The organism is Pseudomonas rossensis, assembly GCF_039888995.1.
Taxonomy (GTDB): domain Bacteria; phylum Pseudomonadota; class Gammaproteobacteria; order Pseudomonadales; family Pseudomonadaceae; genus Aquipseudomonas; species Aquipseudomonas rossensis.
Genome location: NZ_JBBWCB010000003.1, coordinates 1 through 26,937, shown reverse-complemented (window position 1 = coordinate 26,937; position 26,937 = coordinate 1). Strand labels below are relative to the sequence as shown.

Genomic DNA, 26,937 nt, shown 5'->3' with positions numbered 1-26,937 from the left:
TTCGTCGGCTGGATCCCCACTTTTACCTCACGGGCAAACCTTGTGTTGCCCGCAGCGAGGCAATCTTGAATAATCGCCAACTGAGAATTATTTGCAGATAGTCATGACTCCCATCGCTGCTGGCCATCCTCGTATCCTGTCTATAGAAGACGACCTCGTACTCGGTGCTTATGTTCATGAGCACCTGGGACGTTGCGGTTTTCAGGTGACGTGGTGCCAGAACGGTCTGGAAGGCTTGACCATCGCCCGCCAGCAAGCCTTCGATGTGGTGCTGATGGATATTCTGCTGCCGGGCTTGGACGGGCTGAACGTACTGACGCAGTTGCGCCAGAGCCATTCCACTCCGGTGGTGCTGATGTCGGCGCTCGGTGCCGAGGCGGATCGCATCAGTGGTTTTCGGCTGGGCGCCGATGATTACCTGCCCAAACCCTTCAGCATGGTCGAGTTGCGGGTGCGCATCGAAGCGATCCTGCGGCGCGTCGCGCTCGACCGCCGGCCAGCGCCGGCACCGATTGCCTCTTCGGCGGACAGCCTGCGTTTCGACGATGAATGCTGTGATGTCTTTTATGGCGAACACGCTGGCGGCCTGACCCGCAGCGAGTACCGGTTGCTGGAAACGCTGAACCGCAGCGGCGATGAAGTCCTGAGCAAAGCCTTCCTTTATCAACATGTACTGCAGCGCGGTTACGCGCCCCATGACCGCAGCCTCGACATGCATATCAGTCAGATCCGCCGCAAGCTCAAGGCTGTCGGTTACCTCGAGCGCGAAGTGCGCACGGTGTGGGGCAAGGGTTACGTATTGAGTGCTGTCGATGAAGTGGACTGACCTGCCGGGCAGACATTCGCTGTTCTGGAAACTGGCGTGTTTGTTGGTGGCGTTCTGTCTGCTGATGATCTGGCTCAGTTGGTCCTGGGGGCGCTACATGGAAAAGAAAAACCTGTTCCTGTCCGACGAGGCACGGGGCACGCTGATGCGCTACGCAGCCGAGGCCGAGCAGGTGTGGAATGAGCGCCAGAGTGCGGGCATCGATGCTTGGTTGCAGAGCGTCGGCCATCGCGAGTCGACATGGGTCGGTGTGATTGGCGGCGATTTGCAGTCATTGAGCAGTTACCCGCTGACGGAAAAAGAAACCCAGCGCCTGACCTTTTTACGCGGTCTGGATTGGCCGACGAGTCGCCATACCAAAGGTTTGCCGTGGTTGAGAGTGCCTTTTCCCAACGATCCGTCCGCCGGCAGTCTGGTGATCGAACTGCCCCAGCGTTTCGTGCCTGGCCGTTACCGGGTGTTCTGGCGGGTGATCACCAACGGGGTGATTCCCGGATTGTTCACCTTGCTGCTGTGCGTCGGTCTGTATCGGTTACTGGTGGTGCCTTTGAACAGTCTGCGCGAACAGGCCAATGCCTGGCGTGCCGACCAGTTGAACGTGCGGTTGTCGAGCCGCATCACCCATCTCCCGGATGAGCTGGGTGAACTGGGCCGGGCCTTCGATCACATGTCCGAGCGTCTGCAAAGCACGGTGGCCCTGCAACAACAACTGCTGCGCGACCTGTCCCACGAATTGCGCACGCCACTGAGTCGCCTGCGGGTGGCCAGCGAAAGCGAGCAGGGGTTGACGCAATTGCGCGAGCGCATTGGCCGAGAGGTCGATGGCATGCAGCGTCTGGTGGAAGACACCCTGCAACTGGCCTGGCTCGACACCGACCGCGCGCCGCTGCCCGACGAATCGATCCAGATTCAGGCGTTGTGGGAAATGCTCACGGAAAATGCCTGCTATGAAAGTGGCTGGCCGGCGAGCCAGTTGCAGTGTGCGGTGGATTCGTCCTGCTGGGTACGCGGCCATCTCAATACGTTGGCTCAGGCGCTGGAAAACATCCTGCGCAATGCCATTCGTCATTCACCGCAGGGCGGCGTGGTGCGTCTGGGTGGGCAGCGTGATGGCGATTTCTGGCATGTGTGGCTGGAGGATGAGGGTGGCGGGGTGGCTGGGGCGGATCTTGAGTGGATCTTCTCGCCGTTCATCCGGCTTGATGGATCGCGGCCGGGGGATGGTGGATTTGGCTTGGGGTTGAGCATTGCCAGGAATGCGATGCAGCGCCAGGGCGGGGCGCTTTGGGCTGAGAACACCGGGCAGGGATTGCGGCTGAATATGCGGTTGGTGGCTGATATTGATGGCGTCAGTGATGACGCTTTCGCGGGCAAGCCCGCTCCCACAGTGGATGTGTGTCGGTCACAAATGGTGTGATCAACCCTTAACCCTGTGGGAGCGAGCCTGCTCGCGAAGAGGCCCTCTCCTGCACCACCGTTCTGAGTTTGCCGGAGCGTTCCCGTTATTTTGTACGACCTTTCCTAAAGGGTATCACCGACACCTTAAGCCTGACTTGACGGAATAGACTCGCGTTTTTCCTCGTCCTCCAGGAGTTCGGCATGAATGTATCCAGCATCTCCGGCAACGCAGCCGACGACCGTTTCAATGAAGTGCTTGCGCTGATTCAAAGTGCCAAGCAGCAAGCCATACAGGCGGTGAATACCCAGTTGATCGAGCTGTATTGGCAGGTGGGTGCTTACATCAGTCGCAAGCTGGAACAAGCTGAGTGGGGCGATTCTGTGGTCAGCCAACTGGCTGAGCATCTGGCTCAGACTCAACCGGGGTTGCGCGGGTTTACCCGGTCGAATTTGTTCCGGATGCGACAATTCTATGAGACTTATCATGCTGAAGAGAAAGTCGCACCACTGGTGCGACAATTGTCCTGGTCGCACAACCTGATCATTTTCAGCCAGAGTAAACGGCCGGAAGAGCGGGAGTTCTACGTCCGTTTGGCCGTTCAGGAAAAATGGTCAAAGCGCGAACTAGAGCGTCAGTTCAAAACCGCACTGTTCGAACGAAGCGTGACCCAACCAGCAAAAATCTCAGCAGTGCTGAGACAAGCCCACCCGGCAGCGCTTGAGATATTCCGTGACGCCTACATGCTCGAGTTTCTCGACCTGCCGGGCGGCCATGCCGAAACTGATCTGCATAAAGGGTTGATGGCGCGGCTCAAAGAATTCCTGAGCGAGCTCGGCCGCGATTTCTGCTTTGTCGGTTCCGAGTATCCGCTTCAAGTGGGTGGGTGTGATTTTGCCCTGGATCTGCTGTTCTACCACCGAGGCCTTAATTGTCTTGTAGCCATTGAGCTTAAGGTCGGTCGTTTTAAACCGGAGTATCTGGGCAAGCTGAACTTCTATCTGGAAGCGCTGGATCGCAAGGAGCGCAAACCCCACGAAAACCCGGCCATTGGTGTGTTGCTTTGTGCCAGCAAGGATGACGAGGTGGTCGAGTACGCCCTTAACCGCAGCCTGTCGCCAGCGCTGATCGCTGAATACCAGGTGCAGCTACCGGACAAACAGTTGTTGCAGGCCAAGTTGCATGAGTTCTACGCATTGAATGTCGCACAAGGCGAAGAGTACTGATCCAACCCCTTATTCCCATAAACCATAAGCACCGTACTTTGCGTGATATGGCCTGCGAAGGTTTGCCGGTATGATAGGCGCCCCCGCAGTCTGGATTGCGAATACGCCATGACCTTGCAGTACCCAACCATCGCCGATTGCGTCGGCAACACTCCGCTGGTCCGTTTGCAGCGCCTGCCTGGCGCCACCAGCAATACCCTTTTGCTCAAGCTCGAAGGGAATAACCCGGCGGGTTCGGTCAAGGACCGTCCGGCGCTGTCGATGATCACCCGCGCTGAATTGCGCGGGCAGATCCACGTCGGCGATACGCTGATCGAAGCGACCTCGGGTAACACCGGGATCGCCCTGGCGATGGCCGCCGCGATCAAGGGTTACAAGATGATCCTGATCATGCCGGACAACTCCAGCGCCGAACGTAAAGCCGCCATGACGGCGTATGGCGCCGAGCTGATTCTGGTCACTCAGGAAGAGGGCATGGAAGGCGCCCGCGACCTCGCCCAGCGAATGGAGGCCGAAGGCCGCGGCAAGGTGCTGGATCAGTTCGCCAACGGGGACAACCCCGAAGCGCACTACACCACCACCGGCCCGGAAATCTGGCGTCAGACCGAAGGCACCATCACCCATTTCGTCAGCTCCATGGGCACCACCGGTACCATCATGGGCGTCTCGCGCTACTTGAAAGAGCAGAACGAGAGCGTGCAGATCATCGGTCTGCAACCGATGGAAGGCTCGGCGATTCCGGGCATCCGTCGGTGGCCACAGGAATACCTGCCGAAGATCTACCAGGCCGAGCGCGTGGACCGAATCGTCGACATGGCGCAAAGCGAAGCCGAAGACGTGACCCGTCGTCTGGCCCGCGAAGAAGGCATCTTCTGCGGAGTGTCCTCGGGCGGTGCGGTGGCAGCGATGCTGCGTCTGTCCAAAGAAGTTGAAAACGCGGTGATCGTCGCGATCATCTGCGACCGTGGCGACCGTTACTTGTCGACCGGCATTTTCGACGCGCCCAACTGATGGCCAAGCAAGAGAGAGGCCTGCGCTTCCAGCCCACCGGCGGCAGCAAGGCCCCACAAATTCCGACCGGCAAAAAGCAGCGCTTGAGTATTGAGCGCCTGGCTAATGACGGTCGCGGTATCGCGTTTTTTGAAGGTCGCACCTGGTTCGTCATCGGCGCATTGGCCGGTGAGGAAGTCGAAGCACGCGTGTTGGGTGCCCACGGCAAAGTGGTCGAGGCGCGCACCGAACGGGTGTTCCAGGCCAGCGAACTGCGCCGCCCGGCACCGTGCCCGCATGCCGGTCGCTGTGGCGGTTGCAGCGTGCAACATCTGCCGCACAACGAACAACTCGCCCTGAAACAGCGCATGCTCGCCGAGCAACTGTCCAAGGTCGCCGGTGTCGAACCCCAAGAGTGGGCCGCGCCGTTGAGCGGTCCGGAATTCGGTTACCGGCGTCGCGCCCGAGTGGCGGTGCGCTGGGACATGAAGGCGAAAAAACTCGAAGTCGGTTTCCGCGCGGCGGGCAGTCAGGACATCGTTGCGATCAACGAATGCACGGTGCTGGTACAGCCCTTGCAACCGATCATGACCCGCTTGCCGGAAATGCTTCGGCGCTTGAGCAAACCTCAGGCGCTCGGGCATGTGGAATTATTTGCAGGATCGAAGTTGGCCGTTTTGTTGCGGCACATGGCGCCGCTGTCCGACGCCGACATGACGATCCTCAAGGATTTCTGCGCCTTCCATGAAGCCCAACTGTGGCTGCACGGTGACGGTGAACCGCAACCGGTCGAGGCGGACCAGTCGTTGGGTTATCGACTCGAGCAGTGGGATTTGAACCTGGCGTACCGGCCGGGGGATTTCATCCAGGTCAACGCCGGGGTCAACGAAGCGATGATCGCCCAAGCGCTGGACTGGCTGAAGCCGACGGCGGATGAACGAGTTCTCGATCTATTCTGTGGTTTGGGTAACTTTGCGTTGCCGCTGGCCAAGGTCGTTCGCGAAGTGGTGGCGGTGGAAGGTGTGCAGGCGATGGTCGAGCGAGCAGCCGCGAACGCTGCTAGCAACAATCTTCATAATGCGAAGTTTTTTCAGGCCGATTTATCCCAGCCTTTGACCGATGTCGAATGGGCGCGCGAAGGCTTTTGTGCGGTACTCTTGGACCCACCGCGTGACGGTGCTTTCGAGGCAGTGCGCAAGCTTGCGTCCCTGGGCGCCAAACGGTTGGTGTATGTGTCGTGCAATCCGGCAACGCTGGCGCGCGATACGGTCGAATTGATCAAGCAGGGCTACCGGTTAAAACGTGCCGGGATTCTCGATATGTTTCCTCAGACGGCACATGTCGAGGCCATGGCGTTATTTGAAGCGAGCTAGGACGGCTCGTCTGGTCCGACTGGCCCGCCCGTGCAGCCGCGTACCGGCCCTGACGTGGGCACACGGGCAACGAAGGCCAGCGATTTGACGCATTGAATCTGCGTCGTAGGGAAGGTAAGCAAGATGGTACAGGTGAGAGCACACCAGCCGATCAACACCGACGGCAGTATCAATCTCGAGGCTTGGCTCGATCACGCGGTCAGTGTCGATCCGGCACTGGATCGCGAAGCCTTGAAGGAAGCGTGCGAGTTTGCTCGTGCGTCTGAACAACAAGCCAATGCGGCGAAAAACCTGTGGTCCGAAGGGACCTCGAGTTTTCGCACGGGCCTTGAGATCGCCGAGATTCTCGCCGACCTCAAACTCGATCAGGATTCGTTGGTTGCCGCGATCCTGTATCGCGGCGTGCGCGAAGGCCAGATTGAGTTGCCGGCGGTCAGCCAGCGCTTCGGTCCGGTGGTCGCCAAGCTCATCGACGGCGTGTTGCGCATGGCGGCGATCAGCGCCAGCCTCAGCCCTCGTCAATCCCTGGTGCTGGGCACGCAGGGCCAGGTCGAAAACCTGCGCAAGATGCTGGTCGCCATGGTCGACGACGTTCGCGTTGCGCTGATCAAACTGGCCGAACGCACCTGTGCGATCCGTGCGGTGAAAACCGCCGATGACGAAAAACGCAACCGCGTCGCCCGTGAAGTCTTCGACATCTACGCGCCTTTGGCTCACCGTCTCGGTATCGGTCACATCAAGTGGGAACTGGAGGACTTGTCCTTCCGTTACCTTGAGCCCGATCAGTACAAGCAGATCGCCAAGTTGCTTCATGAGCGGCGCCTGGATCGCGAGCGCTTCATCAGCGACGTGATGACTCAGCTAAAAAATGAATTGCAGGCCACCGGCGTCGATGCCGACATCAGCGGCCGGGCCAAACACATCTATTCGATCTGGCGCAAAATGCAGCGCAAGGGTCTGGAATTCAGCCAGATCTACGACGTGCGCGCCGTTCGCGTGCTGGTGCCGGAAATGCGCGACTGCTACACCGCGCTCGGTATCGTCCACACCCTGTGGCGGCACATCCCGAAAGAATTCGACGACTACATCGCCAACCCGAAAGAAAACGGCTACCGCTCGCTGCACACCGCAGTGATCGGCCCCGAGGGCAAGGTACTGGAAGTGCAGATCCGCACCCACGCCATGCACGAAGAAGCCGAGCTGGGCGTGTGCGCGCACTGGAAGTACAAGGGCACCGACGTCAAATCCGGCTCCAATCACTACGAAGAGAAAATCTCCTGGCTGCGTCAGGTCCTCGAGTGGCATGAAGAATTGGGCGACATCGGCGGCCTGGCTGAACAGCTGCGGGTCGATATCGAACCGGACCGGGTCTACATTTTCACCCCGGACGGTCACGCCATCGACTTGCCGAAGGGCGCGACGCCGCTGGACTTCGCCTACCGCGTGCACACCGAAATCGGTCATAACTGCCGTGGCGCGAAGATCAACGGGCGCATCGTGCCGCTCAACTACAGCCTGCAAACCGGTGAACAGGTCGAGATCATCACCAGCAAACACGGTACCCCGAGCCGTGACTGGCTGAACCCGAACCTGGGTTACATCACTACGTCGCGGGCACGGGCGAAGATCGTTCACTGGTTCAAATTGCAGGCGCGCGATCAGAATGTCGCGGCCGGTAAAACCTTGCTCGAACGCGAACTCAATCGCCTCGGTTTGCCGGCGGTGGACTTCGACAAGTTGGCCGATAAGGCCAACATGAAGACGGCCGAGGACATGTACGCCGCGTTGGGCGCCGGCGATTTGCGCCTGGCGCAACTGGTGAACCTGGCGCAGCAACTGGTCGAGCCGGAACGCGGCAACGAACAGCTGGAACTGATTCCGCGCAAGGCCACCGGTTACAAACCAGGCAAGCGCGGCGACATCCAGATCCAGGGCATCGGCAACCTGATGACCCAAATGGCCGGCTGCTGCCAGCCGCTGCCGGGGGATGCGATCGTCGGTTACATCACCGTGGGCCGCGGCGTGAGCATTCACCGCCAGGACTGCGCCTCGGTGCTGCAACTGGGCGGGCGCGAGCCCGAGCGGATCATCCAGGTCAGCTGGGGGCCGGTGCCGGTGCTCACCTATCCGGTGGACATCATCATCCGCGCCTACGACCGGTCCGGTCTGCTGCGTGACGTTTCGCAAGTGCTGCTCAACGAGCGGATCAATGTGCTGGCGGTCAACACCCGCTCGAACAAAGAGGACAACACCGCGTTGATGTCCCTGACCATCGAGATTCCGGGGCTGGATGCACTGGGGCGGTTGCTGGGGCGGATTTCCCAGTTGCCGAACATCATCGAAACCCGTCGTAACCGGACGCCGTGAAACCGATGTACAGCCTTGAAGACTTGCTGCACCTGATGAGCCTTCTGCGCGACCCGCAGTACGGCTGCCCGTGGGACATCAAGCAAACCTACGAAACCATCGTCCCGCACACCCTTGAGGAAGCCTACGAAGTCGCCGACGCCATCGAGCGCGGTGACTTCGATCACTTGCAGGGTGAGTTGGGGGATTTGCTGTTCCAGGTGGTTTATTACAGCCAGCTGGCACGGGAAGAAGGGCGCTTCGAATTCGCCGGTGTCATCGACAGCATCACTCGCAAGCTGATCCGCCGTCATCCTCACGTGTTTCCCACGGGTGATTTGTACGCACCGCTGGATGTTCCGCGTCTGAATGAAGATCAGGTCAAGCAGCGCTGGGAAGAGATCAAGGCTGAAGAACGGGCGGAGAAATCTTCGGCGCCCGAACAACTGTCCTTGCTCGACGATGTACCCGCAGCACTGCCGGCATTGTCCCGTTCGGCGAAGTTGCAGAAGCGTGCAGGGCAGGTCGGTTTTGACTGGCCGGACGCCTTGCCGGTGCTCGACAAAGTGCGCGAAGAGCTCGATGAAGTGCTCGAAGCCATGGCCGACAATGACTCGGCAGCGATTGCCGATGAAGTCGGTGATCTGTTGTTTTCCGTGGTCAATCTGGCACGCCATCTCAAGGTCGATCCCGAAACTGCACTGCGTGGCGCCAACAGCAAGTTCGAAAGACGCTTCCGTTTTATCGAACAGGCATTGCGCGACACCCACCGTCCCATAGAAGATTGCACCCTCGAAGAGTTGGACGCCTTGTGGGGCGAAGCCAAACGTCAGGAAAAGAATTTGCCCAGCTGCGGTTGAGCAGTTGCCTAAGTGAGTAATAAGCACCATGAGCATTTCCCTTCGCGACCAGTTGCTCAAAGCAGGGCTGGTCAACCAGAAGCAGGCCAAACAGGTCGGCAAAGAGAAGCAGAAACAGCAGCGTCTGGCCCACAAAGGTCAGAGCGAACTTGATGACTCGCAGCAGCGGGCGGCTCAGGAAGCCATGGCCGAGAAGGTCAAGCGCGATCAGGAGCTGAACCGTCAGCAACAGGAGAAGGCCGAGGCCAAGGCTCGCGCCGCCCAGGTCAAACAGTTGATCGAAGTCTCGCGTCTGCCGAAGCTGACGACCGAGGACTACTACAACTTCGTTGACGACAAGAAGGTCAAGCGCATCTCCGTCAACACGCTGATGCGCAACAAGCTCAGCAGCGGTTCGCTGGCCATCGTGCACCACGCCGGCGGTTATGAAGTGATCCCGCGTGAGGCGGCCCTGAAGATCCAGGAGCGCGATCCACAGCGTATCGTGCAGCTGAATGTGAAGACCGAAGAAGTCGCTGTCGAAGACGATCCGTACGCGGCCTATCAGATCCCGGACGATCTGATGTGGTAAGCCGTTAAAGGCTGCAACAACGACAAACCCTGCTCATGGCGGGGTTTGTCGTTTTCAATGCTGTCATTGCTTATGCGGATTGGAGCTCTCGTTGCTGCTCCAGTTTTTCCAGTTCGGCCTTGTAGCTGTGGGCATCGGTTTCGGAGTGGAACATCCCCACCAGCATGTCTTGTTGGTGCACGTCCCAGATCCGGATACCGGCGGCTACGCCTTCGTGGGACATATGTGAATCGTCGCGTTCAGTTACTTTTACAGTCATCTGCTAGCTCCAATCTCTGTTATCTGCAGCAAGGCGTGTGCAGGACTCCGTTATATGTTTGGTTAGCTGGCTAAGTAAACGACTGAGTTCGGTAGCGGATTTTTGCGAATTTGGTAAAAGTCCTGCAGCCCGCCAAACACGCGGCATTCGGTCGCAGGGCGTTGAGTTTCATGACAAAAGCTTCATGTTCGTGAGAAACAAAACCGTTGATTGAGGCCGAAGGTACAGAACCTGTGGGAGCCGAGCTTGCTCGCGATGGCGGTCTCATAGTCGATGATGATGGTGAATGAAATGGCCTCATCGCGAGCAAGCTCGGCTCCCACAGGTTTTGTACCTGGCCAAGGCTATGTGTTTCAAACACACATAAAAACGCCCCGAACCAGTCGGGGCGTTTTTGTGTGCAGCGTAGCGGGGGTATTACTTACCGGCCCAGCGCTTCAGTACCAGCGTGGCGTTGGTGCCGCCGAAGCCGAAGCTGTTGCTCATCACGGTGTTGATGGTGGCGTCTTCACGAGTCTTGGTCAGGATCGGCATGTCAGCCACTTCCGGGTCCAGTTCGTCGATGTTGGCGGAACCCGCCATGAAGTTACCTTCCATCATCAGCATGCAGTAGATCGCTTCGTGAACGCCGGCGGCGCCCAGGGAGTGACCCGACAGGCTCTTGGTGGAGCTGATGGCCGGAGCCTTGTCACCGAACACTTCACGCACACCTTTCATTTCCATGACGTCGCCGACCGGAGTCGAGGTGCCGTGGGTGTTCAGGTAGTCGATCGGAGCGTCAACGGTGGACATGGCCATCTGCATGCAGCGGATGGCGCCTTCGCCGCTTGGGGCGACCATGTCGTAGCCATCGGAGGTCGCGCCGTAGCCAACGATTTCGGCGTAGATCTTCGCGCCGCGGGCCAGAGCGTGTTCCAGCTCTTCGACCACGACCATGCCGCCACCGCCGGCGATGACGAAACCGTCACGCTTGGCGTCGTAGGCACGGGAAGCCTTTTCCGGGGTTTCGTTGTACTGGCTGGACAGTGCGCCCATGGCGTCGAACAGGAACGATTGGCTCCAGTGTTCTTCTTCACCGCCGCCGGCGAACACGATGTCCTGCTTGCCCATCTGGATCTGTTCCATGGCGGTACCGATGCAGTGAGCACTGGTGGCGCAGGCAGAAGCGATGGAGTAGTTCAGGCCCTTGATCTTGAACGGCGTTGCCAGGCAAGCGGAAACGGTGCTGCTCATGGTCCGTGTGACACGGTATGGGCCGACGCGCTTGACGCCTTTCTCGCGCAGGATGTCCAGCGCTTCCATCTGGTTCAGCGTGGAGGCGCCACCGGAGCCGGCGATCAGGCCGGTACGCGGGTTGGAGACTTGCTCATCGGTCAGACCGGAGTCGGCGATGGCGTCTTTCATGGCCAGGTAGGCGTAAGCCGCCGCGTGGCCGACGAAGCGAAAGATCTTGCGATCGATCAGCTCTTCGAGGGGAAGGTCAATGGAGCCGGAAACCTGGCTACGCAGACCCATTTCGGCATATTCCGGGTTGAACCGGATGCCAGGGCGGCTTGCACGCAGGTTAGCGGAGACGGTCTCTTTGTCATTGCCCAGGCACGAAACGATGCCCAGACCAGTGATAACGACGCGGCGCATGCGGATAACCCTTAGAAGTTGTCAGTGGAGGTGAAAACGCCGACCCGAAGGCCTTCGGCGGTGTAGATCTCGCGGCCGTCGACGCTGACCGAACCATCGGCGATGGCCAGGTTCAGCTTGCCCTTCAGTACGCGCTTGATCTGAATGTTATAGGTTACTTTCTTGGCGGTCGGCAGAACCTGACCGAAGAATTTCACTTCGCCCGAACCCAAGGCGCGACCGCGGCCTGGCAGACCTTGCCAGCCGAGGAAGAAGCCGACCAGTTGCCACATGGCGTCGAGGCCCAGGCAGCCTGGCATCACCGGATCACCTTCGAAGTGGCAGGCGAAGAACCACAGGTCCGGAGTGATATCCAGCTCGGCGACCAATTCACCCTTGCCGTACTTGCCACCCTCGGCGCTGATATGGGTGATGCGATCCACCATCAACATGTTCGGGGCGGGCAGTTGTGCGTTACCTGGGCCGAACAGCTCACCGCGACTGCAGCGCAGCAGGTCTTCCCGAGTAAAGGCGTTTTGTTGGGTCATGCGAGCTCCTCAATAGTCCCATGCGGCAGGTGGGGCAAATCTTCCCGGCCGATCGAAGCGTTCATGCCTCGAGTCAGCAGCCTACTCATAGACTATTGCGTTGTGGTGAAAGTCACAGCACCAAGGACATGAATGTACACTTGTGCACTGAAATTATTATTCAAGCCCCTTTTCGGGCCTGTTCGGGTGCCTAAGACTGCCGCACTTTCGCCTTTCACGCCAGTCGCAGATAGCCGAAAGGCCTGCACTACTGCACCCAGCGTTGCAGAATTTGCTGCAAATCTGTGCGTTTGAAGGGCTTGGCCAGGTAATCGTTCATTCCCGCCGATAAACAGGCTTCGCGGTCACCCTGCAAGGCGTTGGCGGTCAGCGCGATGATCGGCAAGTCTGTGCAGCCGGGCAATTGTCGGATTTGTCGGGTAGCCTCGTAGCCGTCGATGATCGGTAGCCGGCAGTCCATCAAAATGGCTTCAAAAATCAGACTCTCCGCACTGCGCACTGCCTGGGCACCATCGGTGACGACGCTGACAGTAAAGCCCAGACTGCGCAACATTGCTTCGATGACCGTCTGATTGACCGGATTGTCTTCCACCAGCAACACGTTGCGCCCTTCGCCATCACCGCTGCCGGTCGGTATGCGCGGCGCCAGCACGGGCAGCGTCTGTTTATAGAGCGCCAGCGGGATTTCCAGGGTGAACACCGAGCCGCGACCTTCCTCGCTCTGGGCGCGCAACGTGCCGCCCATGCGTTCAGCCAGCGTGCGAGCAATCGGCAGGCCCAGCCCGGTGCCACCGTATCGCCTCGAAATAGAACTGTCGGCCTGCTGGAAGGCGTTGAACATCAATTCCAGGCGTTCAGCCGAGATACCAATCCCGCTGTCGCGCACGGTGCAGGTGAACCACAGCAATTCGTGATCCAGCGACTGCCATTGCGGTTCGATGCTGACGCGGCCCTGTTCGGTGAATTTCAGCGCATTGCCGATCAGGTTGACCAGGATCTGCCGGATCCGCGTCGGGTCGCCCTGAACCTGCAACGCGCGCATGTCGTCCGGAATCGACAGCGCCAGGTCGAGCCCGCGTTGCACGGCGCTGTGCGAGAACGACTGGGCGCAACTGCCGATCAGGTCTGCGAGGTGGAATGGAATGTGCTCCAGCTCCAGTTCCGAACGCTCAATGCGCGAGAAATCGAGAATGTCGTTGATGACTTTGAGCAGGTGTTCGGTGGACTCCGAGGCAAGCGCCGCGTATTCGACCTGCTCCTCGGTCATCTCGGTGGTTTCCAGCAGTTGCAGCATGCCCAGCACGCCATTCATCGGCGTGCGCAGTTCGTGGCTCATCATTGCAAGGAAATCGGATTTGGCGCTGTTGGCCTTTTCCGCTTCCTCGCGCGTCTGAATCAACTGCGCCATCGCTTGATGCTGTTCGCGACTGGCTTGTTCGAGCCCGTTGGCGAGGTTGTTGATGTGTTGCGACAACGCGCCCAGCTCGGTGTCGTCGACGATCGGCAGCGGTGTTTTGTAGTCACCGTCCTGAATCGCCTTGACCGCGTTGCCGATGTCGCGGATCGGTTGCGACAGGCTGCCGGCCAGGCGCCGGGCGACCAGAAAAGTAAACAGCAGGGCGAACAGCGCCAGGATCCCGGCCTTGAGCAGGATTTCCTGCTGACGCTGGTTGAAGGCGTCATTGGACAGGCCGACGATCACCCGACCCAGATAGTCCTCGGAGGGCGCCGTGTTGGCGACGCGGCTGCCCTGCAGGAAATCATTGTGCAGCTGGATTCGTTGCAGCCGCACCGGGGCCTGGAACACTTCGACCTGGTGCGAGCGGTTGTGGGTTTCCGACGGTTGCTCGACGTACACAAGAATCCGGTTGGCGCTGTCCTGGACTTCCAGAAAGCGCACATTGGGCGTGGCCAGGGTGGCCTTGAGCAAACTGTCGAGCACCTCGTTGTTGCCCGAGATCACCCCGTATTCGGTGGCCGGCGCCAGTTGGTTGGCGATCAGTTGCCCGGTGTGATTGAGCTCCTGACGCAGGTCCTGGATCCGCACGAAGGTGAAGAAGCTGATCAACAGCAACGTCAGCAACAGGGCAGGGCCGAGGCTGATGATTTGCGTGCGGGTGTTGATGTCCCAACGGCGACGGAAGGTCATGGGCGATTTTCTCCTTCGGCCAACTGTGTTGCGACAGACGCTTCATTCATCTGTTCAATCCCTAATGAACGAGCCACTTGCGGGTTGCTTAAGACTTTGAAGCGTTGCGGGTAGTGCGTGCGTGGCCACGTGGCCGGTGGCCGGTCGAGCAGTTCGTCGAGCATCGCCAGCCAATCGCTCTGATCGCTGTAGGTGCTGGCCAGGCTCCCGGCCCTGACGAACCCGGCGTTAGGGCCGATCAGCGCCAGTTGCCGTGCATAGCTGCTGAGCAACAGGTTTTTCGCGGTTTTCGGGTTGTACAGATCGGGGTCGTCGAGGCCCAGCAACACGTCGCTGTTTTTCAGCAAGGTCTGCAGCGGCCGGCTGTCGTTCGTGTTATCCCAGCGCTCGGTGACCACTTCAAGGCCCAGGGAGTGGGCGGCCTGATGCAGTTCTTTCAAGAGGAATTCGCTGTGGCTGTCGAAGAGCACGCCGACCCGTTTGGCCTGAGGTAGCAGCAGTCGGGTCAGGCGCAATTGTCGGTCCAGGGGCGGGTCGCTCCAGAGCAGGCTGAGGCGCGGGGGCAGGATGGCCCCCAGATGCTGACGGGCTTGCAGGCGGCTGATGCGCAGCACTAGCGTCGCCGGGCCCTGGGTGTCTTGCAGGCGCCAGTCGAGGCTCGGCAGGTCGAGCAGAATCAAACGGGTGCCGGCGGGCAGTTTGCCTGGCGCCGGCAGACTGGCCAGTGGCTGGAAGCGCACGTTATCGGCAGGCCGCAAGGCGCTCAGGGCCTTGGTGAAGGATTGCATGCCCGGGCTGTCCTCGGCGCCGGTCAGCAAAATGTCCGCGGCGGTGGCCTCCAGGCTGCTCAGCAGTCCGGCAAACACCAGGCACAAAACGGCCAGCAGGCGGCCAAGGATTGGCGTCTTGCGTGACGGGCTATACAGCATCTTAGAACGCCAGCTCTGCGCTGAAGTAAAGCACCCGGCGTTCGTCGTAGTTGTTGTCGACGAAGGTTGTGGGCTGGCTGTCGAGGCGTTGCTGGAGCACACCGGCCAGTTCCAGGCTGGCCTTGCCCAGGCCGATGCGTTTGGCGATGCGCGTGTCGACCCGTTCGAAGCGGTAGCCGTTCAGGGCATCGTCACCATAGTAGAAGAGCGCGCTGTTCCAGCCGTGGCCCCAGTTGCGCAGCCAACCGGCGGAACCGCTGTTTCGAGCGGTCTGTTGTGCATCCTGTGGGTTGCTCGCCTCGGCATCGACGTAGGCATACGTCAGGCGCAGGCGATCGGCGCTGCTGATTCGCCAGTCGAGCTGGGTTTCTGCCCCGGAGAAGCGCGCGTTGTTCGAGTTGCTGGCGATGTACTGATTGTTGCGCAGCGGTTCGCTGATCATCCCGGTGATTTCGTCGTAGAACAGCTTCACATCGACCGCCAGCCCCACGTCGGCAAAGTAGCCGTTATAGCCCAGCTCCCGGGAGCGCATGTGTTCCTGTTCGAGGTTACCGGGGCCACGGGTCTTGACGAAATAACGGGCGCTGGACTGGCCATAGGCGCTGGGCCGCAGGTTCTTTACCTGATAGCTCCAGTTGACGTTGTTCTCGAACATGTCCGGCGAGCGGATGGCTTCCGAGTACACCGCCCGCAGGCCATGGCGCGGGTTGATCAGGTAGTTGACCGCCACCCGCGGGGTGAGCGAACTGCCGATCAATTGCGTGTCTTCGAACATCGCTCCGCCCTGCAGCAACCAATGCTCGGTGGCGCGCCACTCGAGTTGGCCGAACGCCCGCCAGGTGGTGTCGTCGAGGGTGCCATTGAAGTAAGTCTCGGAATCTGCCCGGTCGTAACGATAGTTCATGCCGCTGACCAGCCGCAGACTGTCGGACAGGCTGAGGGTGTCCTGCAATTCAAGGTCGTAGCGCGATTCCCGGGTGCTCTGGTCAATATCGCCACAGAGGGTTTGTCGGGCGCCGTTTCGCCATTGGTCCAGCACTTGATTGGCCAGTGCGCGCTGGGCCGGGTCACCTGCGGGCGCGCCGGGGCCGGTGTAGCGCTCCACGTTGCGCGCCAGGCGTTCGGTGTAATTCGGGTTGAGCTGCCAGAGTTCGGTCAACTGCGGGCTGAACGAAACCTCGGCATCGCACGCACGCCAGGTCTGCTGACGATCCCAGTGCTGCGCCGAGCCCTGAATGTAAAGGCTGTGATCGGGATTGATGTCGAGGTTCCAGCGCAGCGAGCCGGCGTAGTCCTTGGCGATGACGTCGGAATTGTTCCCCGCAGCGGTAATCCCCGAGAAGACCGGGCGGTAGGTATACGGACGCTGGTTGGCCCCGTCCTTGGCATTCAATTGCCAGTCGATACTCTGGTTTTCAGTGAGCGTCTGGCTGACGGCGAGGTTGAAGCGGTTCAAGCGGCGGCTGTCGCGGTAGTCGGCGCCATGACGGTCCGAGTCGAAGCCGTCGTCTTGCTGGCCGGAGAGTGACAGGCGCAGGTCGCCGCCGTCCCAGCCCACGCCCTGGCTGGCGTAAAAGTCGTCGATGCCGCGCTGCCCACGGGTGACTTTCATCCGCGTGCCGTGGCTGTCGGCCGGGTTGCGCGTGATGATGTTGACCACCGCCATCAGCGCATTGGCGCCATAGCTGACGGTGTTCGGGCCGCGAAAAACTTCGATGCGTTCGATGTCTTCCAGGGCCACCGGAATGTCACTCCAGTCCACCGTGGCCAGGCCTGCGCGGTACACCGAACGGCCGTCGATCAACACTTGCATGCGTCGCGCTTCGGTCGCATTGGTGCCGTGATAGTTCACCGCCGCCTGGTTGCCGTTGATGTTGCCGACCATCATTCCCGGCACCAGTCGCAGCAACTCACTGATGTCCCGGGCGCCACTGGCGTTGATCAGTTCGCTGTCGATCACCGTCATGCTCCCCGGTACCGCGGCCGGCGACTGCTTGAGTCGCGTCGCGGTCAATACTTGCGGCAGCGGCTCGCTGTCGAGGAACAAGTCGTCGGCGAGCAATGGCGAGCTGAAAATCAGCGCCAGTACCAGAGGTGAGCGAGGTGATGGAGAGCCAAACGACACAACACATCCTTGATAGCGAACAATTGGCGCGCATGTTAACCGAGCGCAATGACTTTTCCAGTCACGTTGTGGGCATTTTCCTCGGTTTTCTTGGTCTTCTTCCTACAAGTGCCGGTAATTGATGCGGGGGCTGGCCGCCACTGGGCCGCTCCGTATAATGCCGACATCGCCACTGGTATGGATTAACGGATTGCATATGACTGAACAGCGCCCAATTGCGGTCCTGGGAGGCGGAAGTTTTGGTACCGCCGTGGCTAATCTGCTGGCCGAGAACGGGCATCAGGTCCGGCTGTGGATGCGTGACCCCGAGCAGGCCGAGGCCATTCGGGTCAATCGCGAGAACCCGCGTTACCTCAAAGGCATCAAGATTCTGCCGGCCGTGGAAGCGGTCACCGACCTGCTGGCCACTCTGCAAGCCTGCGACCTGTGCTTCGTCGCACTGCCGTCCAGCGCGCTGCGCTCGGTATTGATGCCGCACGCCGAACGTTTGAGCGGCAAATTGTTGGTGAGCCTGACCAAAGGCATCGAAGCCCACACCTTCAAGTTAATGAGCGAAATCCTCGAAGAGATCGCCCCGCAAGCGCGCATCGGCGTGCTGTCCGGGCCGAACCTGGCCCGTGAAATCGCCGAACACGCGCTGACCGCCACGGTGGTCGCCAGCGAAGACGAAGAACTCTGCCAGCGGGTCCAGGAGGCGTTGCATGGTCGGACCTTTCGCGTTTACGCCAGCGCCGATCGCTTCGGCGTGGAGTTGGGCGGCGCGTTGAAAAACGTTTACGCGATCATCGCCGGCATGGCGGTGGCGCTGGGCATGGGCGAAAACACCAAGAGCATGTTGATCACCCGGGCGCTGGCGGAAATGACCCGCTTTGCGGTGAATCAGGGCGCCAACCCGATGACCTTTCTCGGTTTGGCGGGCGTCGGCGATTTGATCGTCACCTGCTCGTCGCCGAAAAGCCGTAACTACCAGGTCGGATTCGCCCTCGGCCAGGGCTTGAGCCTGGAAGATGCAGTGACGCGCCTGGGCGAAGTCGCTGAAGGCGTGAACACCCTCAAGGTGCTTAAGGCCAAGGCCCAGGAGGTGGGCGTGTACATGCCGCTGGTCGCCGGGCTGCATGCCATCCTGTTCGAAGGGCGCACGCTGGAGCAGGTGATCGGTCTATTGATGCGTGCCGAGCCGAAAACCGACGTCGACTTTATTTCCACCAGCGGTTTCAACTGAGCACTCAATTGACAGGGGCAGGGAGCGAGACATGAACGATCCAAAAGTAGAAGCCAAGTACGAATCCATCCTGCTGCGCGTGTTGTGGATGATCGTCTACGTGCTGGTCTGGCAAGTGGCGCAGTTCATCCTTGGTGCCGTGGTGTTGGTTCAACTGATCTATCGTTTGATATATGGCGCCCCGAGCGCCAGCCTGATGAACTTCGGCGACAGCCTGAGCCAGTTTCTGGCGCAGATCGGTCGTTTCGGCAGCTTCCACAGCGACCAGAAACCGTGGCCGTTCGCCGACTGGCCGACGCCGCGTACACCGGAAGGTGAAGCGCCGCACACTGTGGCGCCGGCACCACACCCGGCCCGAGATGAGGAGCCAAAGCTATGAAACTCTGGATACTGCGTCATGGTGAAGCCGAGCCACACGGCAAGCGTCCTGATTCGGAACGGGCACTGACGGCCCATGGTCGTGAAGAAGTGCTGCGCACTGCTGCCGAGCTGGCCGGCAAGCCGCTGACCGCGATCTATGCCAGTCCTTACCTGCGAGCGCAGGAGACCGCAGAAATTGTCCGTACAGCGCTGAATTTCGCGCCGGAGATTCGCACCGTCGACTGGCTGACCCCCGATAACCGCCCGCAAGCGGTGGCGGAGCAGTTGGTGTCTGTGGATCACGCGTTGCTGATCAGTCATAACCCGCTGGTGGGCAACCTGTTGGGTTACTTGCAGCACGGCCATGTGCAAGACCCGGAAGCGGTGAAAACCGCCGGCCTTGCAGAACTTGAAGGCGATTTGCCGCTGGCCGGCGCGATGAAGCTCAAGGGCATCAAGCACCCATAGCTCTGCTCTTTGTGGGAGCGTGGCTTGCCCGCGATGGCATCAACGCGGTCTACCTGACAGACCGCAGCGCCTGCATCGCGGGCAAGCCACGCTCCCACAGGTTCTGCTTCGTACCTGATTTTTGTGTGAAATAGTCAACCAAGCAGTTGCTTGGTTGACTACGCTTGCTCCAGACCAAAAACAAAGGAGCGAGTCGCATGCCTGCTGCTTTTCGTTTGCCGCTGGACGTCTTCTACGAGCGTGAGGCCCGTCATCCCCGCCAGCGCTTTCTGGTCCAGCCCGTGGGTGGCGGACAGGTCGAGACCCTGAGCTGGGCCGACGTCGGTCATCAGGCGCGCTGCGCCGCGCATTGGCTGCGCGCACGCGAACTGCCCCAAGGCAGCCACATCGCCCTGATCTCGAAAAACTGCGCGCACTGGATCATCGCCGACCTGGCGATCTGGATGGCGGGCCACGTGTCGGTGCCGCTCTACCCGAACCTCACCGCCGAGACCGTGGCCCAGGTCCTTGAACACTCCGAAGCGGCACTGGTGTTCATCGGCAAACTCGATGACTGGCCAGGCATGTCTCGCGGGGTCAGCGCTGATCTGCCGACGATCAGCCTGCCGTTGCATCCACCCGGCACGTTCGATTTCAGCTGGGCCGACCTGCAAAAGAGCTCACCGATCCAGGACGATCCCAAGCCGTCCGCCGACCAGTTGGCGACCATCATTTACACCTCCGGCACCACCGGCACGCCCAAAGGCGTGATGCACAGTTTCGCCAACCTGGGGTTTGCCACCACTCGCGGCACGCAGTTGTTTGGCTTGAATGAGTCGGATCGGCTGCTGTCCTACCTGCCGCTGTGCCATGTCGCCGAGCGGATGTTCGTCGAGCTGGCGTCGATCTACACCGGGCAAACGGTGTTTTTTGCCGAGAGCCTCGATACCTTCCTGACCGATTTGCGCCGTGCACGACCGACCGCGCTGTTCGGTGTGCCGAGGATCTGGACCAAATTCCAGATGGGCGTGTACAGCAAGATCCCGGCAAAGCGCCTCGACTTCCTGCTCGGTCTGCCGATCATCGGCAGGCGGGTCGGCCACAAAGTCCTGGCCGGGCTCGGGCTGGATGCCTTGCGCATCGCCTTGTCCGGCGCCGCGCCAGTGCCGCAGACCTTGCTGCTGTGGTACCGCAAACTGGGGCTGGATGTGCTGGAGGTCTACGGCATGACCGAAAGCTGCGGCTATTCGCACGTTGGCCTGCCGGGCCAGAACAAACCCGGCTGGATCGGCAAGCCCTGCCCGGAGGTCGAGGTGCGGATCGCTGAGTCGGGCGAGGTCATGGTGCGCAGTGGCGCGACCATGCTCGGGTATTTCAAGGAGCCTGAGAAAACCGCCGAAACCATCACCGAGGACGGCTTCCTGCGCACCGGAGACAAGGGCGAGGAAGACGCCGAAGGCAACCTGCGCCTGACCGGGCGACTGAAAGAAATATTCAAGACCAGCAAGGGCAAATACGTCGCCCCGGCACCGATCGAAAATCGTCTGGCGGAGCATTCGCGCATCGAGCAGGTCTGCGTGGTCGGCGATGGCCTGAGTGCGCCGCTGGGTTTGTGCGTGCTCTCGGCGGTCGGTCAGCAGGACGCCAGCGGAACGGCGCGGGCGGGCCTGCATTCAAGCCTGGAAAAACTGTTGGAGGAGGTCAATGGCGTCCTCGACAAACACGAACGCTTGCATCGATTGGTGGTGGTCAAGGACAGCTGGGCGGTGGAAAACGGCTTCCTGACGCCGACCCTGAAGATCAAACGCAACGTGATCGAAGCCGTCTACGGTGCCCGTTTCGAAGAATGGAGCGAGCGCAGTGAAGCGGTGCTGTGGCAGGATTGAGTCACGAATAAAACCAACAAAGGACAGCAACGATGAGTCTGTGGCGTACCACTCCCAACGTCGAGCAGTTGAACGCAATCCAGAAAAACACCATCGGCGAAGTGCTGGATATTCGCTTCGAAGCCTTCGACGAAGCGTCCCTGACCGCGAGCATGGTCATCGACCATCGCACTCACCAGCCTTATGGCTTGCTGCACGGCGGCGCCTCGGTGGTGCTGGCCGAAACGGTCGGCTCGATGGCCAGTTACCTGTGCATCGACGCCAGCAGGTTTTACTGCGTGGGCCTGGAAATCAACGCCAACCATTTGCGCGGCTTGCGCAGCGGGCGGGTCACGGCGGTGGCCAAGCCGATTCACATTGGCCGTACGACGCATGTCTGGGATATCCGTTTGACCAGCGATGAGGGGAAGGCCAGTTGTGTATCGCGGTTGACCATGGCGGTGGTGCCGTTGGGTGAGAATCCGCCCGCCCGCTGAAACACGATTCCATGTAGCAGCTGGCGAAGCCTGCGTTCGATTGCGCAGCAATCGTAAAACCATTCACTGCGTTGGTTCAGGAAGATTGAGGTCGCTGGATTTACGACTGCTGCGCAGCCGGACGCAGCCTTCGGCAGCTGCTACACAGATCTTCATCAGAAATCCTGTTGACCGGACTGTCATCATTCCTGGCACTTACGGTCATTGCTGTAGGACGTCGTCTTACGGACAATCAACCCTTGTTTTCGTTGATGGATCACCGGTATGTCGAAACAGATATTTTTCGCCCACGCCAACGGTTTTCCCTCGGGCACCTACGGCAAGTTGTTCGCGGCGCTGGCGCCCGAGTATCAGGTGACGCATCTGCAGCAGCACGCCCATGACCCGCGTTTTCCGGCGGACGACAACTGGTACAACCTGGTCGACGAGCTGATTCATCACCTCAAGCAGCAACCGGAACCTGTGTGGGGCGTCGGCCATTCCTTCGGTGGCGTGCTGCATCTGCACGCGGCGTTGCGGTGCCCCGAGCTCTATCGCGGCGTGGTGATGCTTGATTCGCCGGTGCTGACCCGCGCTGATCAATGGGTGATCCGCGCCGCCAAACGCTTCGGTTTCATCGATCGTCTGACCCCGGCCGGCCGTACGTTGGGACGTCGGGAAGAGTTCACCGATCTGGAAGCGGCCCGACTCTATTTCGCTGGCAAAACCCTGTTTCGCAGTTTCGACCCGGAATGCTTCGACGCTTACCTGCAACACGGTTTGCACAAGGTGGGCGACAAGTTGCGCCTGCGCTTCGACCCGGCCACGGAAATCAGTATCTACCGTGGCGTGCCGCACACCAGTCCCGGCCGCACACGGCAACTGAAAGTGCCGCTGGCAGTGGTTCGGGGGTACAAGAGCCGGGTGGTGATGCGTCATCACGCAAGCCTCGTGGGGCGCTTGCCGCTGGGTGAGTCCCTGACCATGCCTGGCGGCCACATGTTTCCCCTCGAACGTCCCCAGGACACGGCCACGCTGTTGAAGAACCTGCTCAGCCGTTGGGAAGGTCGCCGCCAACAGGATTGCGCATGAGCAACGTCGTTGAAGAAGTTCGCCTGAGCCTGCCGCACATCGAACTGGCAGCGCACTTGTTCGGCCCCGAAGACGGCATGCCGGTGATCGCCTTGCATGGCTGGCTGGACAACGCCAACAGCTTCGCCCGGCTGGCGCCGAAGCTCAAAGGCTTGCGCATCATTGCGCTGGACATGGCCGGTCACGGTCATTCCGGGCATCGGCCGACCGGAGCCGGTTACGCACTGTGGGACTACGCCCATGACGTGCTGCAAGTGGCCGAGCAATTGGGTTGGAAGCGCTTTGGGCTGCTGGGGCATTCCATGGGCGCGATCGTTTCGCTGGTGCTGGCCGGTTCTTTACCGGAACGCGTGACCCATCTGGCATTGATCGACGGCATCATTCCTCCTACAGACAAAGGCGAAAACGCTGCCGAACGGATGGGCATGGCCCTGCAAGCGCAGCTGGATTTGCGGGAGAAGCGCAAACCGGTCTACAACACCCTCGACCGGGCCATCGAGGCGCGGATGAAAGGCTTGGTCGCTGTCAGTCGCGAAGCCTCAGAACTGCTGGCCCAGCGCGGATTGATGCCGGTGCCGGGCGGTTATACCTGGCGCACCGATAACCGCCTGACCTTACCGTCGCCGCTGCGTCTGACCTCCGAACAGGCGATGGCTTTCGTCCAGCGAGTCAGTTGTCCTGCAAAACTGGTGGTGGCTGCCGACGGTATGCTCGCCAAACATCCCGAGTTGCTGGAGCGTCTACCCTTTAGCCGTGAACAGCTGCCTGGCGGCCATCATTTACACCTGAATGACGAACCCGGTGCCGACCTTGTCGCAGACTGTTTCAATCGGTTCTTCGCCGTTCCTTGACTTGCGCCGGGCAACTGTCGAGGCTGGGCGGGTTGAAATGGGAGACAACCATGATAGATCTCTACACCGCTGCGACCCCGAATGGCCACAAGGTCTCTATCGTGCTCGAGGAACTCGGCCTGCCCTACACGGTGCACGCCTTGAGTTTCGACAAAAAGGAACAGAAGTCCGAGGGCTTCCTCAAGATCAATCCCAATGGCCGGATCCCGGCGATTGTCGACCGCGCCAACGGCGATTTCGCCGTGTTTGAATCCGGAGCGATCCTGATTTACCTGGCTGAACTGAGCGGCAAACTGCTGCCAAAAGACCCCAAGGGGCGTTCGGTGGTCCTGCAATGGCTGATGTTCCAGATGGGTGGAATCGGCCCGATGCAAGGCCAGGCCAACGTGTTTTTCCGTTATTTCCCGGAGAAGCTCCAGGGCGCCATCGATCGCTATCAACATGAAACCCGCCGCCTCTATGAAGTGCTCGACACGCGCCTGCAAGCCGTCGAGTTTCTGGCCGGTGAATACAGCATTGCCGACATCGCCACTTATCCGTGGGTCCGTGGCCATGAGTGGTCGGGTGTCGAGGTCGACGGTTTGCCGGCCCTGCAGCGCTGGATGGCAACCATGGAGGCGCGTCCGGCGGTACAGCGCGGTTTGCTGGTGCCTGAGCGCATCGATGACGCCAGTATCATCAAGGGTGCCCAGGCCATGCTGATCCGATGAGTCTATCCATGCGTTCATTCAGTCTGCTGGCGCTGTGTTGCTTCAGTCCGCTGTTATTTGCCGCCGATGTCCCGGGCAGTCAGGACCTGCCGATCATGCCGCGTATGGCCGATGCGCAGATCGTTGACTATCGTCCGGTCGCCGAACTTGAGCGGATCTATCCACTGGGCTCGATCCGCAAAATCAGCGGCCAGTTGCGCTTTGACGGCCAGGTCGCTGCCCGAGGGCAAACCACTTCGGTAACCTACGAGTTGCCACCGGAGCATTCCTCCACCGAGGCCTTCACCGCTGCTCGTGAAGCCTTGCAGAAGCAGGATGCCGAGTTGCTGTTCTGGTGCCAGGCCCGTGATTGCGGCGAAAGCAGCCTGTGGGCCAATGATGTCTTTGGCAATGCCAAGCTTTATGGCACTGATGATCAGCAAGCGTATTTGCTGTTGCGCCTGGCGGCCCCACAGGACAACACGCTGGTAGCGCTTTACAGCATCACGCGCGGCAATCGCAAAGCTTATCTGCACGTCGAACAGTTTGACGCTGCCGCGCCGCTGGGTGATTTGCTGCCGACTTCTGCAACCTTGCTTCGAGAACTCAAAAGCACCGGTGAACTCGATTTCCCCAAATTGACCGGCGATCCTGACGATGCCTGGCTGCGCCTGATCTCTCGTGGGCTGAATCTGGACACCACGTTGCGGGTCAGTGTTTCGGGGCCGAAGGCCGAAGCCTGGCGTCAGGCACTGATCGGGCAGGGTGTGCGTACCGCCAGGATGGAAGCCGGTAGCGTCGAGGGCGCAGGCTTGCACATCCAACTGTTGCGATAAGCTTTATCAGGCGAACGTACACGCTGCGTTCGCCGACTCTTTTGCGGACTGACTTTTTTCGAGATCTAGATGATCAATAACGATCGGCTGTTGGTGCAGATCCTGCTCCTGGTGCTGTTTGGCGCGAGCTTCTGGGTGATGGCGCCGTTCTGGTCGGCGCTGTTCTGGGGCGCGGTGCTGGCGTTTGCCAGTTGGCCGCTGATGCGTTTGCTGACGCGTTTACTCAATGGTCGCGAATCTCTGGCGGCCGCAGTGCTGACGCTGGGCTGGATGTTGCTGGTGGCGTTGCCGTTGGTTTGGCTGGGGTTCAACCTCGCGGACCATGTGCGCGATGCCACGGCGTTCATCAAGGATGTGCAGGTCGACGGGCTGCCGGAAGCGCCGACCTGGCTGGGCAGTATTCCCTTGGTCGGCGAGCGGCTGGTGGGGGTCTGGAACAGCATCGATCAGCAGGGCGCGGCGATGATGCTGGCGGTCAAACCCTATCTGGGTCAGGTCGGCAATTGGTTGCTGGCGCGCAGCGCGCAGATTGGCGGCGGGATTCTTGAGCTGACGTTGAGTATCGTCTTTGTGTTCTTTTTCTACCGTGACGGGCCGCGTCTGGCGGCGTTTGTTCACGGGTTGCTGGAACGTCTGATTGGTGACCGTGCCGGGTATTACATTGAATTGGTGGCGGGCACGGTGCAGCGGGTGGTGAACGGCGTGATCGGGACGGCGGCGGCCCAGGCGGTTCTGGCGTTGATCGGGTTTTTGATTGCCGGGGTACCCGGGGCGCTGGTGCTGGGGATCGTCACGTTTTTGTTGAGCCTGATTCCGATGGGGCCGCCGCTGGTGTGGATTCCGGCCACGGCCTGGCTGGCTTGGAAGGGTGAGTACGGGATGGCGGTGTTTCTCGGAATTTGGGGGATGTTCATCATCAGTGGCGTCGACAACGTGCTCAAACCGTACCTGATTAGCCGGGGCGGTAATTTGCCGTTGGTGATTGTCCTGCTCGGGGTGTTTGGCGGGTTGATTGCCTTTGGGTTTATTGGTTTGTTTATCGGCCCGACGTTGTTGGCGGTGGCCTACAGCCTGCTGAACGACTGGAGCAAGAGTCAGGCTCGGGTTGAGGATCGCCGGCCCTGAGGTTTTTGTTGGGGCTTAGGGCCTCTTCGTCGGAACGCCGCCCGGAGCAAGCTCGCTCCCACATTGATTTTATATCGATAACAAATTATGTGATCAATGCAGATCAACTGTGGGAGCGAGCCTGCTCGCGAAGCTTTTGACTTATGTGGCCTCGTTCAGGTACTTACCCACGGTCGCCACGTTGTCGAGCGAGTACTGCTTGCTCAGGTTGGCGATCATTTTGTTCAGGGCTTCGGTCACGTTCGACTGATCGGTGGAACTGTCGGTGTTTCGCTCGCGGCCGGCTTGCAACGCGGCTTTCAACTCGTCGCTGCTGACGCCGCCACTGCTGTCGCTATCCAGCACTTTGAGCAACGCGGCGCTGGTATCGGTGCTGGTCGATGAGGTGCTGCTGGTCTGCAACGCGCTGGTCAGTTCGGTGGCGCTGACACTGCCGTCGCTGTCCGCATCGAGCTGGCTGAACAGTTCTTCGCTGGACACTTGTTGAGGTGGCGGCGGAGGCGGGGCGAGACTGGCGGCGAGTTCGTCCTGGCTGACGGAACCGTCTTCGTTCTTGTCCAGTGCCGAGAAGATTTCTGTGCTGTCGGCTGTGCTGCCGGCGCTGGCCAGACCGTTGCTCAGTTCATCGCTGCTGATGGCGCCGTCACCGTCGGCGTCCAGGGCGCTGATCAGCGCGTCAGCCAGTTCGGTGTTCGGTGCCTGGTCCCGTGGCGGTGGCGGCGGAGGGGCCATCGCGGCCATTTCTTCACTGCTCAGACT

General features: G+C 60.2%; 25 protein-coding genes. 18 read left to right on the top strand and 7 right to left on the bottom strand.

Features of this window, described 5'->3' with window-relative positions; genetic code table 11:
* Positions 1 to 103: 103 nt before the first annotated feature.
* From WLY71_RS01655 to WLY71_RS01620, 8 genes are all read left to right on the top strand, one after another.
* The gene (locus WLY71_RS01655) at positions 104 to 826 is read left to right on the top strand and encodes a response regulator transcription factor (RefSeq protein ID WP_347802250.1); all 723 of its coding nucleotides are present in this window, start codon (positions 104 to 106) and stop codon (positions 824 to 826) included.
* Positions 813 to 2,243, top strand: a complete 1,431-nt coding sequence (locus tag WLY71_RS01650) for a histidine kinase sensor domain-containing protein (RefSeq protein ID WP_347802249.1) — start codon at positions 813 to 815, stop codon at positions 2,241 to 2,243. The genes WLY71_RS01655 and WLY71_RS01650 overlap by 14 nt, the downstream gene beginning before the upstream one ends.
* 182 nt (positions 2,244 to 2,425) lie before the next feature.
* Complete coding sequence (locus tag WLY71_RS01645) at positions 2,426 to 3,448, top strand: PDDEXK nuclease domain-containing protein (protein ID WP_347802248.1); 1,023 nt, start codon at positions 2,426 to 2,428, stop codon at positions 3,446 to 3,448.
* Between the two features lie 108 nt (positions 3,449 to 3,556).
* Positions 3,557 to 4,459, top strand: a complete 903-nt coding sequence (gene cysM / locus WLY71_RS01640) for a cysteine synthase CysM (protein WP_008148007.1) — start codon at positions 3,557 to 3,559, stop codon at positions 4,457 to 4,459.
* Entirely contained in the window at positions 4,459 to 5,811 is a 1,353-nt protein-coding gene (rlmD, locus tag WLY71_RS01635) for a 23S rRNA (uracil(1939)-C(5))-methyltransferase RlmD (RefSeq protein ID WP_347802247.1), read from the top strand. Before cysM ends, rlmD begins: the two co-directional genes overlap by 1 nt.
* A gap of 123 nt (positions 5,812 to 5,934) precedes the next feature.
* A complete protein-coding gene (relA, locus tag WLY71_RS01630; RefSeq protein WP_347802246.1) occupies positions 5,935 to 8,178 on the top strand; it encodes a GTP diphosphokinase in 2,244 nt (747 codons plus the stop codon).
* Positions 8,179 to 8,183: 5 nt separating this feature from the next.
* Positions 8,184 to 9,017 carry a nucleoside triphosphate pyrophosphohydrolase gene (gene mazG, locus WLY71_RS01625; protein ID WP_347802245.1) on the top strand — a complete coding sequence of 278 codons (834 nt, stop codon included), beginning with the start codon at positions 8,184 to 8,186 and terminating at the stop codon, positions 9,015 to 9,017.
* A 28-nt stretch (positions 9,018 to 9,045) separates the two neighbouring features.
* Entirely contained in the window at positions 9,046 to 9,588 is a 543-nt protein-coding gene (locus WLY71_RS01620) for a DUF2058 domain-containing protein (protein WP_347802244.1), read from the top strand.
* A gap of 70 nt (positions 9,589 to 9,658) precedes the next feature.
* Here the strand turns inward: WLY71_RS01620 and WLY71_RS01615 are convergent, their stop codons facing one another.
* From WLY71_RS01615 to WLY71_RS01590, 6 genes are all read right to left on the bottom strand, one after another.
* Positions 9,659 to 9,847, bottom strand: coding sequence for a hypothetical protein (locus WLY71_RS01615; RefSeq protein ID WP_347802243.1), 189 nt, complete (start codon positions 9,845 to 9,847; stop codon positions 9,659 to 9,661).
* Between the two features lie 417 nt (positions 9,848 to 10,264).
* Complete coding sequence (gene fabB / locus WLY71_RS01610) at positions 10,265 to 11,485, bottom strand: beta-ketoacyl-ACP synthase I (protein ID WP_033056872.1); 1,221 nt, start codon at positions 11,483 to 11,485, stop codon at positions 10,265 to 10,267.
* Between the two features lie 11 nt (positions 11,486 to 11,496).
* Positions 11,497 to 12,012, bottom strand: coding sequence for a 3-hydroxyacyl-[acyl-carrier-protein] dehydratase FabA (fabA, locus tag WLY71_RS01605; RefSeq protein ID WP_008148022.1), 516 nt, complete (start codon positions 12,010 to 12,012; stop codon positions 11,497 to 11,499).
* Between the two features lie 247 nt (positions 12,013 to 12,259).
* Positions 12,260 to 14,161: an ATP-binding protein gene (locus WLY71_RS01600; protein WP_347802242.1), complete on the bottom strand. Its 1,902-nt coding sequence runs from the start codon at positions 14,159 to 14,161 to the stop codon at positions 12,260 to 12,262.
* A complete protein-coding gene (locus tag WLY71_RS01595; RefSeq protein ID WP_347802241.1) occupies positions 14,158 to 15,090 on the bottom strand; it encodes an ABC transporter substrate-binding protein in 933 nt (310 codons plus the stop codon). The genes WLY71_RS01600 and WLY71_RS01595 overlap by 4 nt, the downstream gene beginning before the upstream one ends.
* A 1-nt stretch (position 15,091) precedes the next feature.
* Positions 15,092 to 17,215 carry a TonB-dependent receptor plug domain-containing protein gene (locus tag WLY71_RS01590; protein ID WP_347802240.1) on the bottom strand — a complete coding sequence of 708 codons (2,124 nt, stop codon included), beginning with the start codon at positions 17,213 to 17,215 and terminating at the stop codon, positions 15,092 to 15,094.
* 196 nt (positions 17,216 to 17,411) lie between these two features.
* Between WLY71_RS01590 and WLY71_RS01585 the strand changes: the two genes are divergently transcribed.
* The 10 genes from WLY71_RS01585 to WLY71_RS01540 all read left to right on the top strand — a co-directional run bounded on the left by WLY71_RS01585 (position 17,412) and on the right by WLY71_RS01540 (position 26,178).
* On the top strand, positions 17,412 to 18,437 hold the full coding sequence (locus WLY71_RS01585; RefSeq protein WP_134419054.1) for an NAD(P)H-dependent glycerol-3-phosphate dehydrogenase: 1,026 nt from the start codon (positions 17,412 to 17,414) through the stop codon (positions 18,435 to 18,437).
* Between the two features lie 31 nt (positions 18,438 to 18,468).
* On the top strand, positions 18,469 to 18,816 hold the full coding sequence (locus WLY71_RS01580) for a DUF4389 domain-containing protein (protein ID WP_347802239.1): 348 nt from the start codon (positions 18,469 to 18,471) through the stop codon (positions 18,814 to 18,816).
* Positions 18,813 to 19,265: a phosphohistidine phosphatase SixA gene (gene sixA / locus WLY71_RS01575; protein WP_309676260.1), complete on the top strand. Its 453-nt coding sequence runs from the start codon at positions 18,813 to 18,815 to the stop codon at positions 19,263 to 19,265. Before WLY71_RS01580 ends, sixA begins: the two co-directional genes overlap by 4 nt.
* 197 nt (positions 19,266 to 19,462) lie before the next feature.
* A complete protein-coding gene (locus tag WLY71_RS01570) occupies positions 19,463 to 21,130 on the top strand; it encodes an AMP-binding protein (RefSeq protein WP_347802238.1) in 1,668 nt (555 codons plus the stop codon).
* A gap of 32 nt (positions 21,131 to 21,162) precedes the next feature.
* On the top strand, positions 21,163 to 21,606 hold the full coding sequence (locus WLY71_RS01565) for a hotdog fold thioesterase (RefSeq protein WP_347802237.1): 444 nt from the start codon (positions 21,163 to 21,165) through the stop codon (positions 21,604 to 21,606).
* 264 nt (positions 21,607 to 21,870) lie between these two features.
* A complete protein-coding gene (locus WLY71_RS01560; RefSeq protein WP_347802236.1) occupies positions 21,871 to 22,677 on the top strand; it encodes an alpha/beta fold hydrolase in 807 nt (268 codons plus the stop codon).
* Positions 22,674 to 23,528, top strand: coding sequence for an alpha/beta hydrolase (locus WLY71_RS01555; protein ID WP_347802235.1), 855 nt, complete (start codon positions 22,674 to 22,676; stop codon positions 23,526 to 23,528). Before WLY71_RS01560 ends, WLY71_RS01555 begins: the two co-directional genes overlap by 4 nt.
* A 50-nt stretch (positions 23,529 to 23,578) precedes the next feature.
* Positions 23,579 to 24,238 carry a glutathione S-transferase family protein gene (locus WLY71_RS01550; RefSeq protein ID WP_056745055.1) on the top strand — a complete coding sequence of 220 codons (660 nt, stop codon included), beginning with the start codon at positions 23,579 to 23,581 and terminating at the stop codon, positions 24,236 to 24,238.
* An 8-nt stretch (positions 24,239 to 24,246) separates the two neighbouring features.
* On the top strand, positions 24,247 to 25,053 hold the full coding sequence (locus WLY71_RS01545) for a DUF4892 domain-containing protein (RefSeq protein ID WP_347802234.1): 807 nt from the start codon (positions 24,247 to 24,249) through the stop codon (positions 25,051 to 25,053).
* Between the two features lie 69 nt (positions 25,054 to 25,122).
* The gene (locus WLY71_RS01540; RefSeq protein ID WP_095132397.1) at positions 25,123 to 26,178 is read left to right on the top strand and encodes an AI-2E family transporter; all 1,056 of its coding nucleotides are present in this window, start codon (positions 25,123 to 25,125) and stop codon (positions 26,176 to 26,178) included.
* Positions 26,179 to 26,319: 141 nt separating this feature from the next.
* Here WLY71_RS01540 and xopAW read toward each other — a convergent pair.
* Positions 26,320 to 26,937, bottom strand: a 618-nt coding sequence (xopAW, locus tag WLY71_RS01535) for a XopAW family type III secretion system calcium-binding effector (RefSeq protein WP_347802233.1), incomplete at its 5' end; no start/stop codon positions are given.

Coding starts and splice junctions, on each gene's coding strand:
- WLY71_RS01655 (WP_347802250.1), top strand. CDS start 104: ATGACTCCCATCGCTGCTGGCCATCCTCGTATCCTGTCTATAGAAGAC.
- WLY71_RS01650 (WP_347802249.1), top strand. CDS start 813: ATGAAGTGGACTGACCTGCCGGGCAGACATTCGCTGTTCTGGAAACTG.
- WLY71_RS01645 (WP_347802248.1), top strand. CDS start 2,426: ATGAATGTATCCAGCATCTCCGGCAACGCAGCCGACGACCGTTTCAAT.
- cysM (WP_008148007.1), top strand. CDS start 3,557: ATGACCTTGCAGTACCCAACCATCGCCGATTGCGTCGGCAACACTCCG.
- rlmD (WP_347802247.1), top strand. CDS start 4,459: ATGGCCAAGCAAGAGAGAGGCCTGCGCTTCCAGCCCACCGGCGGCAGC.
- relA (WP_347802246.1), top strand. CDS start 5,935: ATGGTACAGGTGAGAGCACACCAGCCGATCAACACCGACGGCAGTATC.
- mazG (WP_347802245.1), top strand. CDS start 8,184: ATGTACAGCCTTGAAGACTTGCTGCACCTGATGAGCCTTCTGCGCGAC.
- WLY71_RS01620 (WP_347802244.1), top strand. CDS start 9,046: ATGAGCATTTCCCTTCGCGACCAGTTGCTCAAAGCAGGGCTGGTCAAC.
- WLY71_RS01615 (WP_347802243.1), bottom strand. CDS start 9,847: ATGACTGTAAAAGTAACTGAACGCGACGATTCACATATGTCCCACGAA.
- fabB (WP_033056872.1), bottom strand. CDS start 11,485: ATGCGCCGCGTCGTTATCACTGGTCTGGGCATCGTTTCGTGCCTGGGC.
- fabA (WP_008148022.1), bottom strand. CDS start 12,012: ATGACCCAACAAAACGCCTTTACTCGGGAAGACCTGCTGCGCTGCAGT.
- WLY71_RS01600 (WP_347802242.1), bottom strand. CDS start 14,161: ATGACCTTCCGTCGCCGTTGGGACATCAACACCCGCACGCAAATCATC.
- WLY71_RS01595 (WP_347802241.1), bottom strand. CDS start 15,090: ATGCTGTATAGCCCGTCACGCAAGACGCCAATCCTTGGCCGCCTGCTG.
- WLY71_RS01585 (WP_134419054.1), top strand. CDS start 17,412: ATGACTGAACAGCGCCCAATTGCGGTCCTGGGAGGCGGAAGTTTTGGT.
- WLY71_RS01580 (WP_347802239.1), top strand. CDS start 18,469: ATGAACGATCCAAAAGTAGAAGCCAAGTACGAATCCATCCTGCTGCGC.
- sixA (WP_309676260.1), top strand. CDS start 18,813: ATGAAACTCTGGATACTGCGTCATGGTGAAGCCGAGCCACACGGCAAG.
- WLY71_RS01570 (WP_347802238.1), top strand. CDS start 19,463: ATGCCTGCTGCTTTTCGTTTGCCGCTGGACGTCTTCTACGAGCGTGAG.
- WLY71_RS01565 (WP_347802237.1), top strand. CDS start 21,163: ATGAGTCTGTGGCGTACCACTCCCAACGTCGAGCAGTTGAACGCAATC.
- WLY71_RS01560 (WP_347802236.1), top strand. CDS start 21,871: ATGTCGAAACAGATATTTTTCGCCCACGCCAACGGTTTTCCCTCGGGC.
- WLY71_RS01555 (WP_347802235.1), top strand. CDS start 22,674: ATGAGCAACGTCGTTGAAGAAGTTCGCCTGAGCCTGCCGCACATCGAA.
- WLY71_RS01550 (WP_056745055.1), top strand. CDS start 23,579: ATGATAGATCTCTACACCGCTGCGACCCCGAATGGCCACAAGGTCTCT.
- WLY71_RS01545 (WP_347802234.1), top strand. CDS start 24,247: ATGCGTTCATTCAGTCTGCTGGCGCTGTGTTGCTTCAGTCCGCTGTTA.
- WLY71_RS01540 (WP_095132397.1), top strand. CDS start 25,123: ATGATCAATAACGATCGGCTGTTGGTGCAGATCCTGCTCCTGGTGCTG.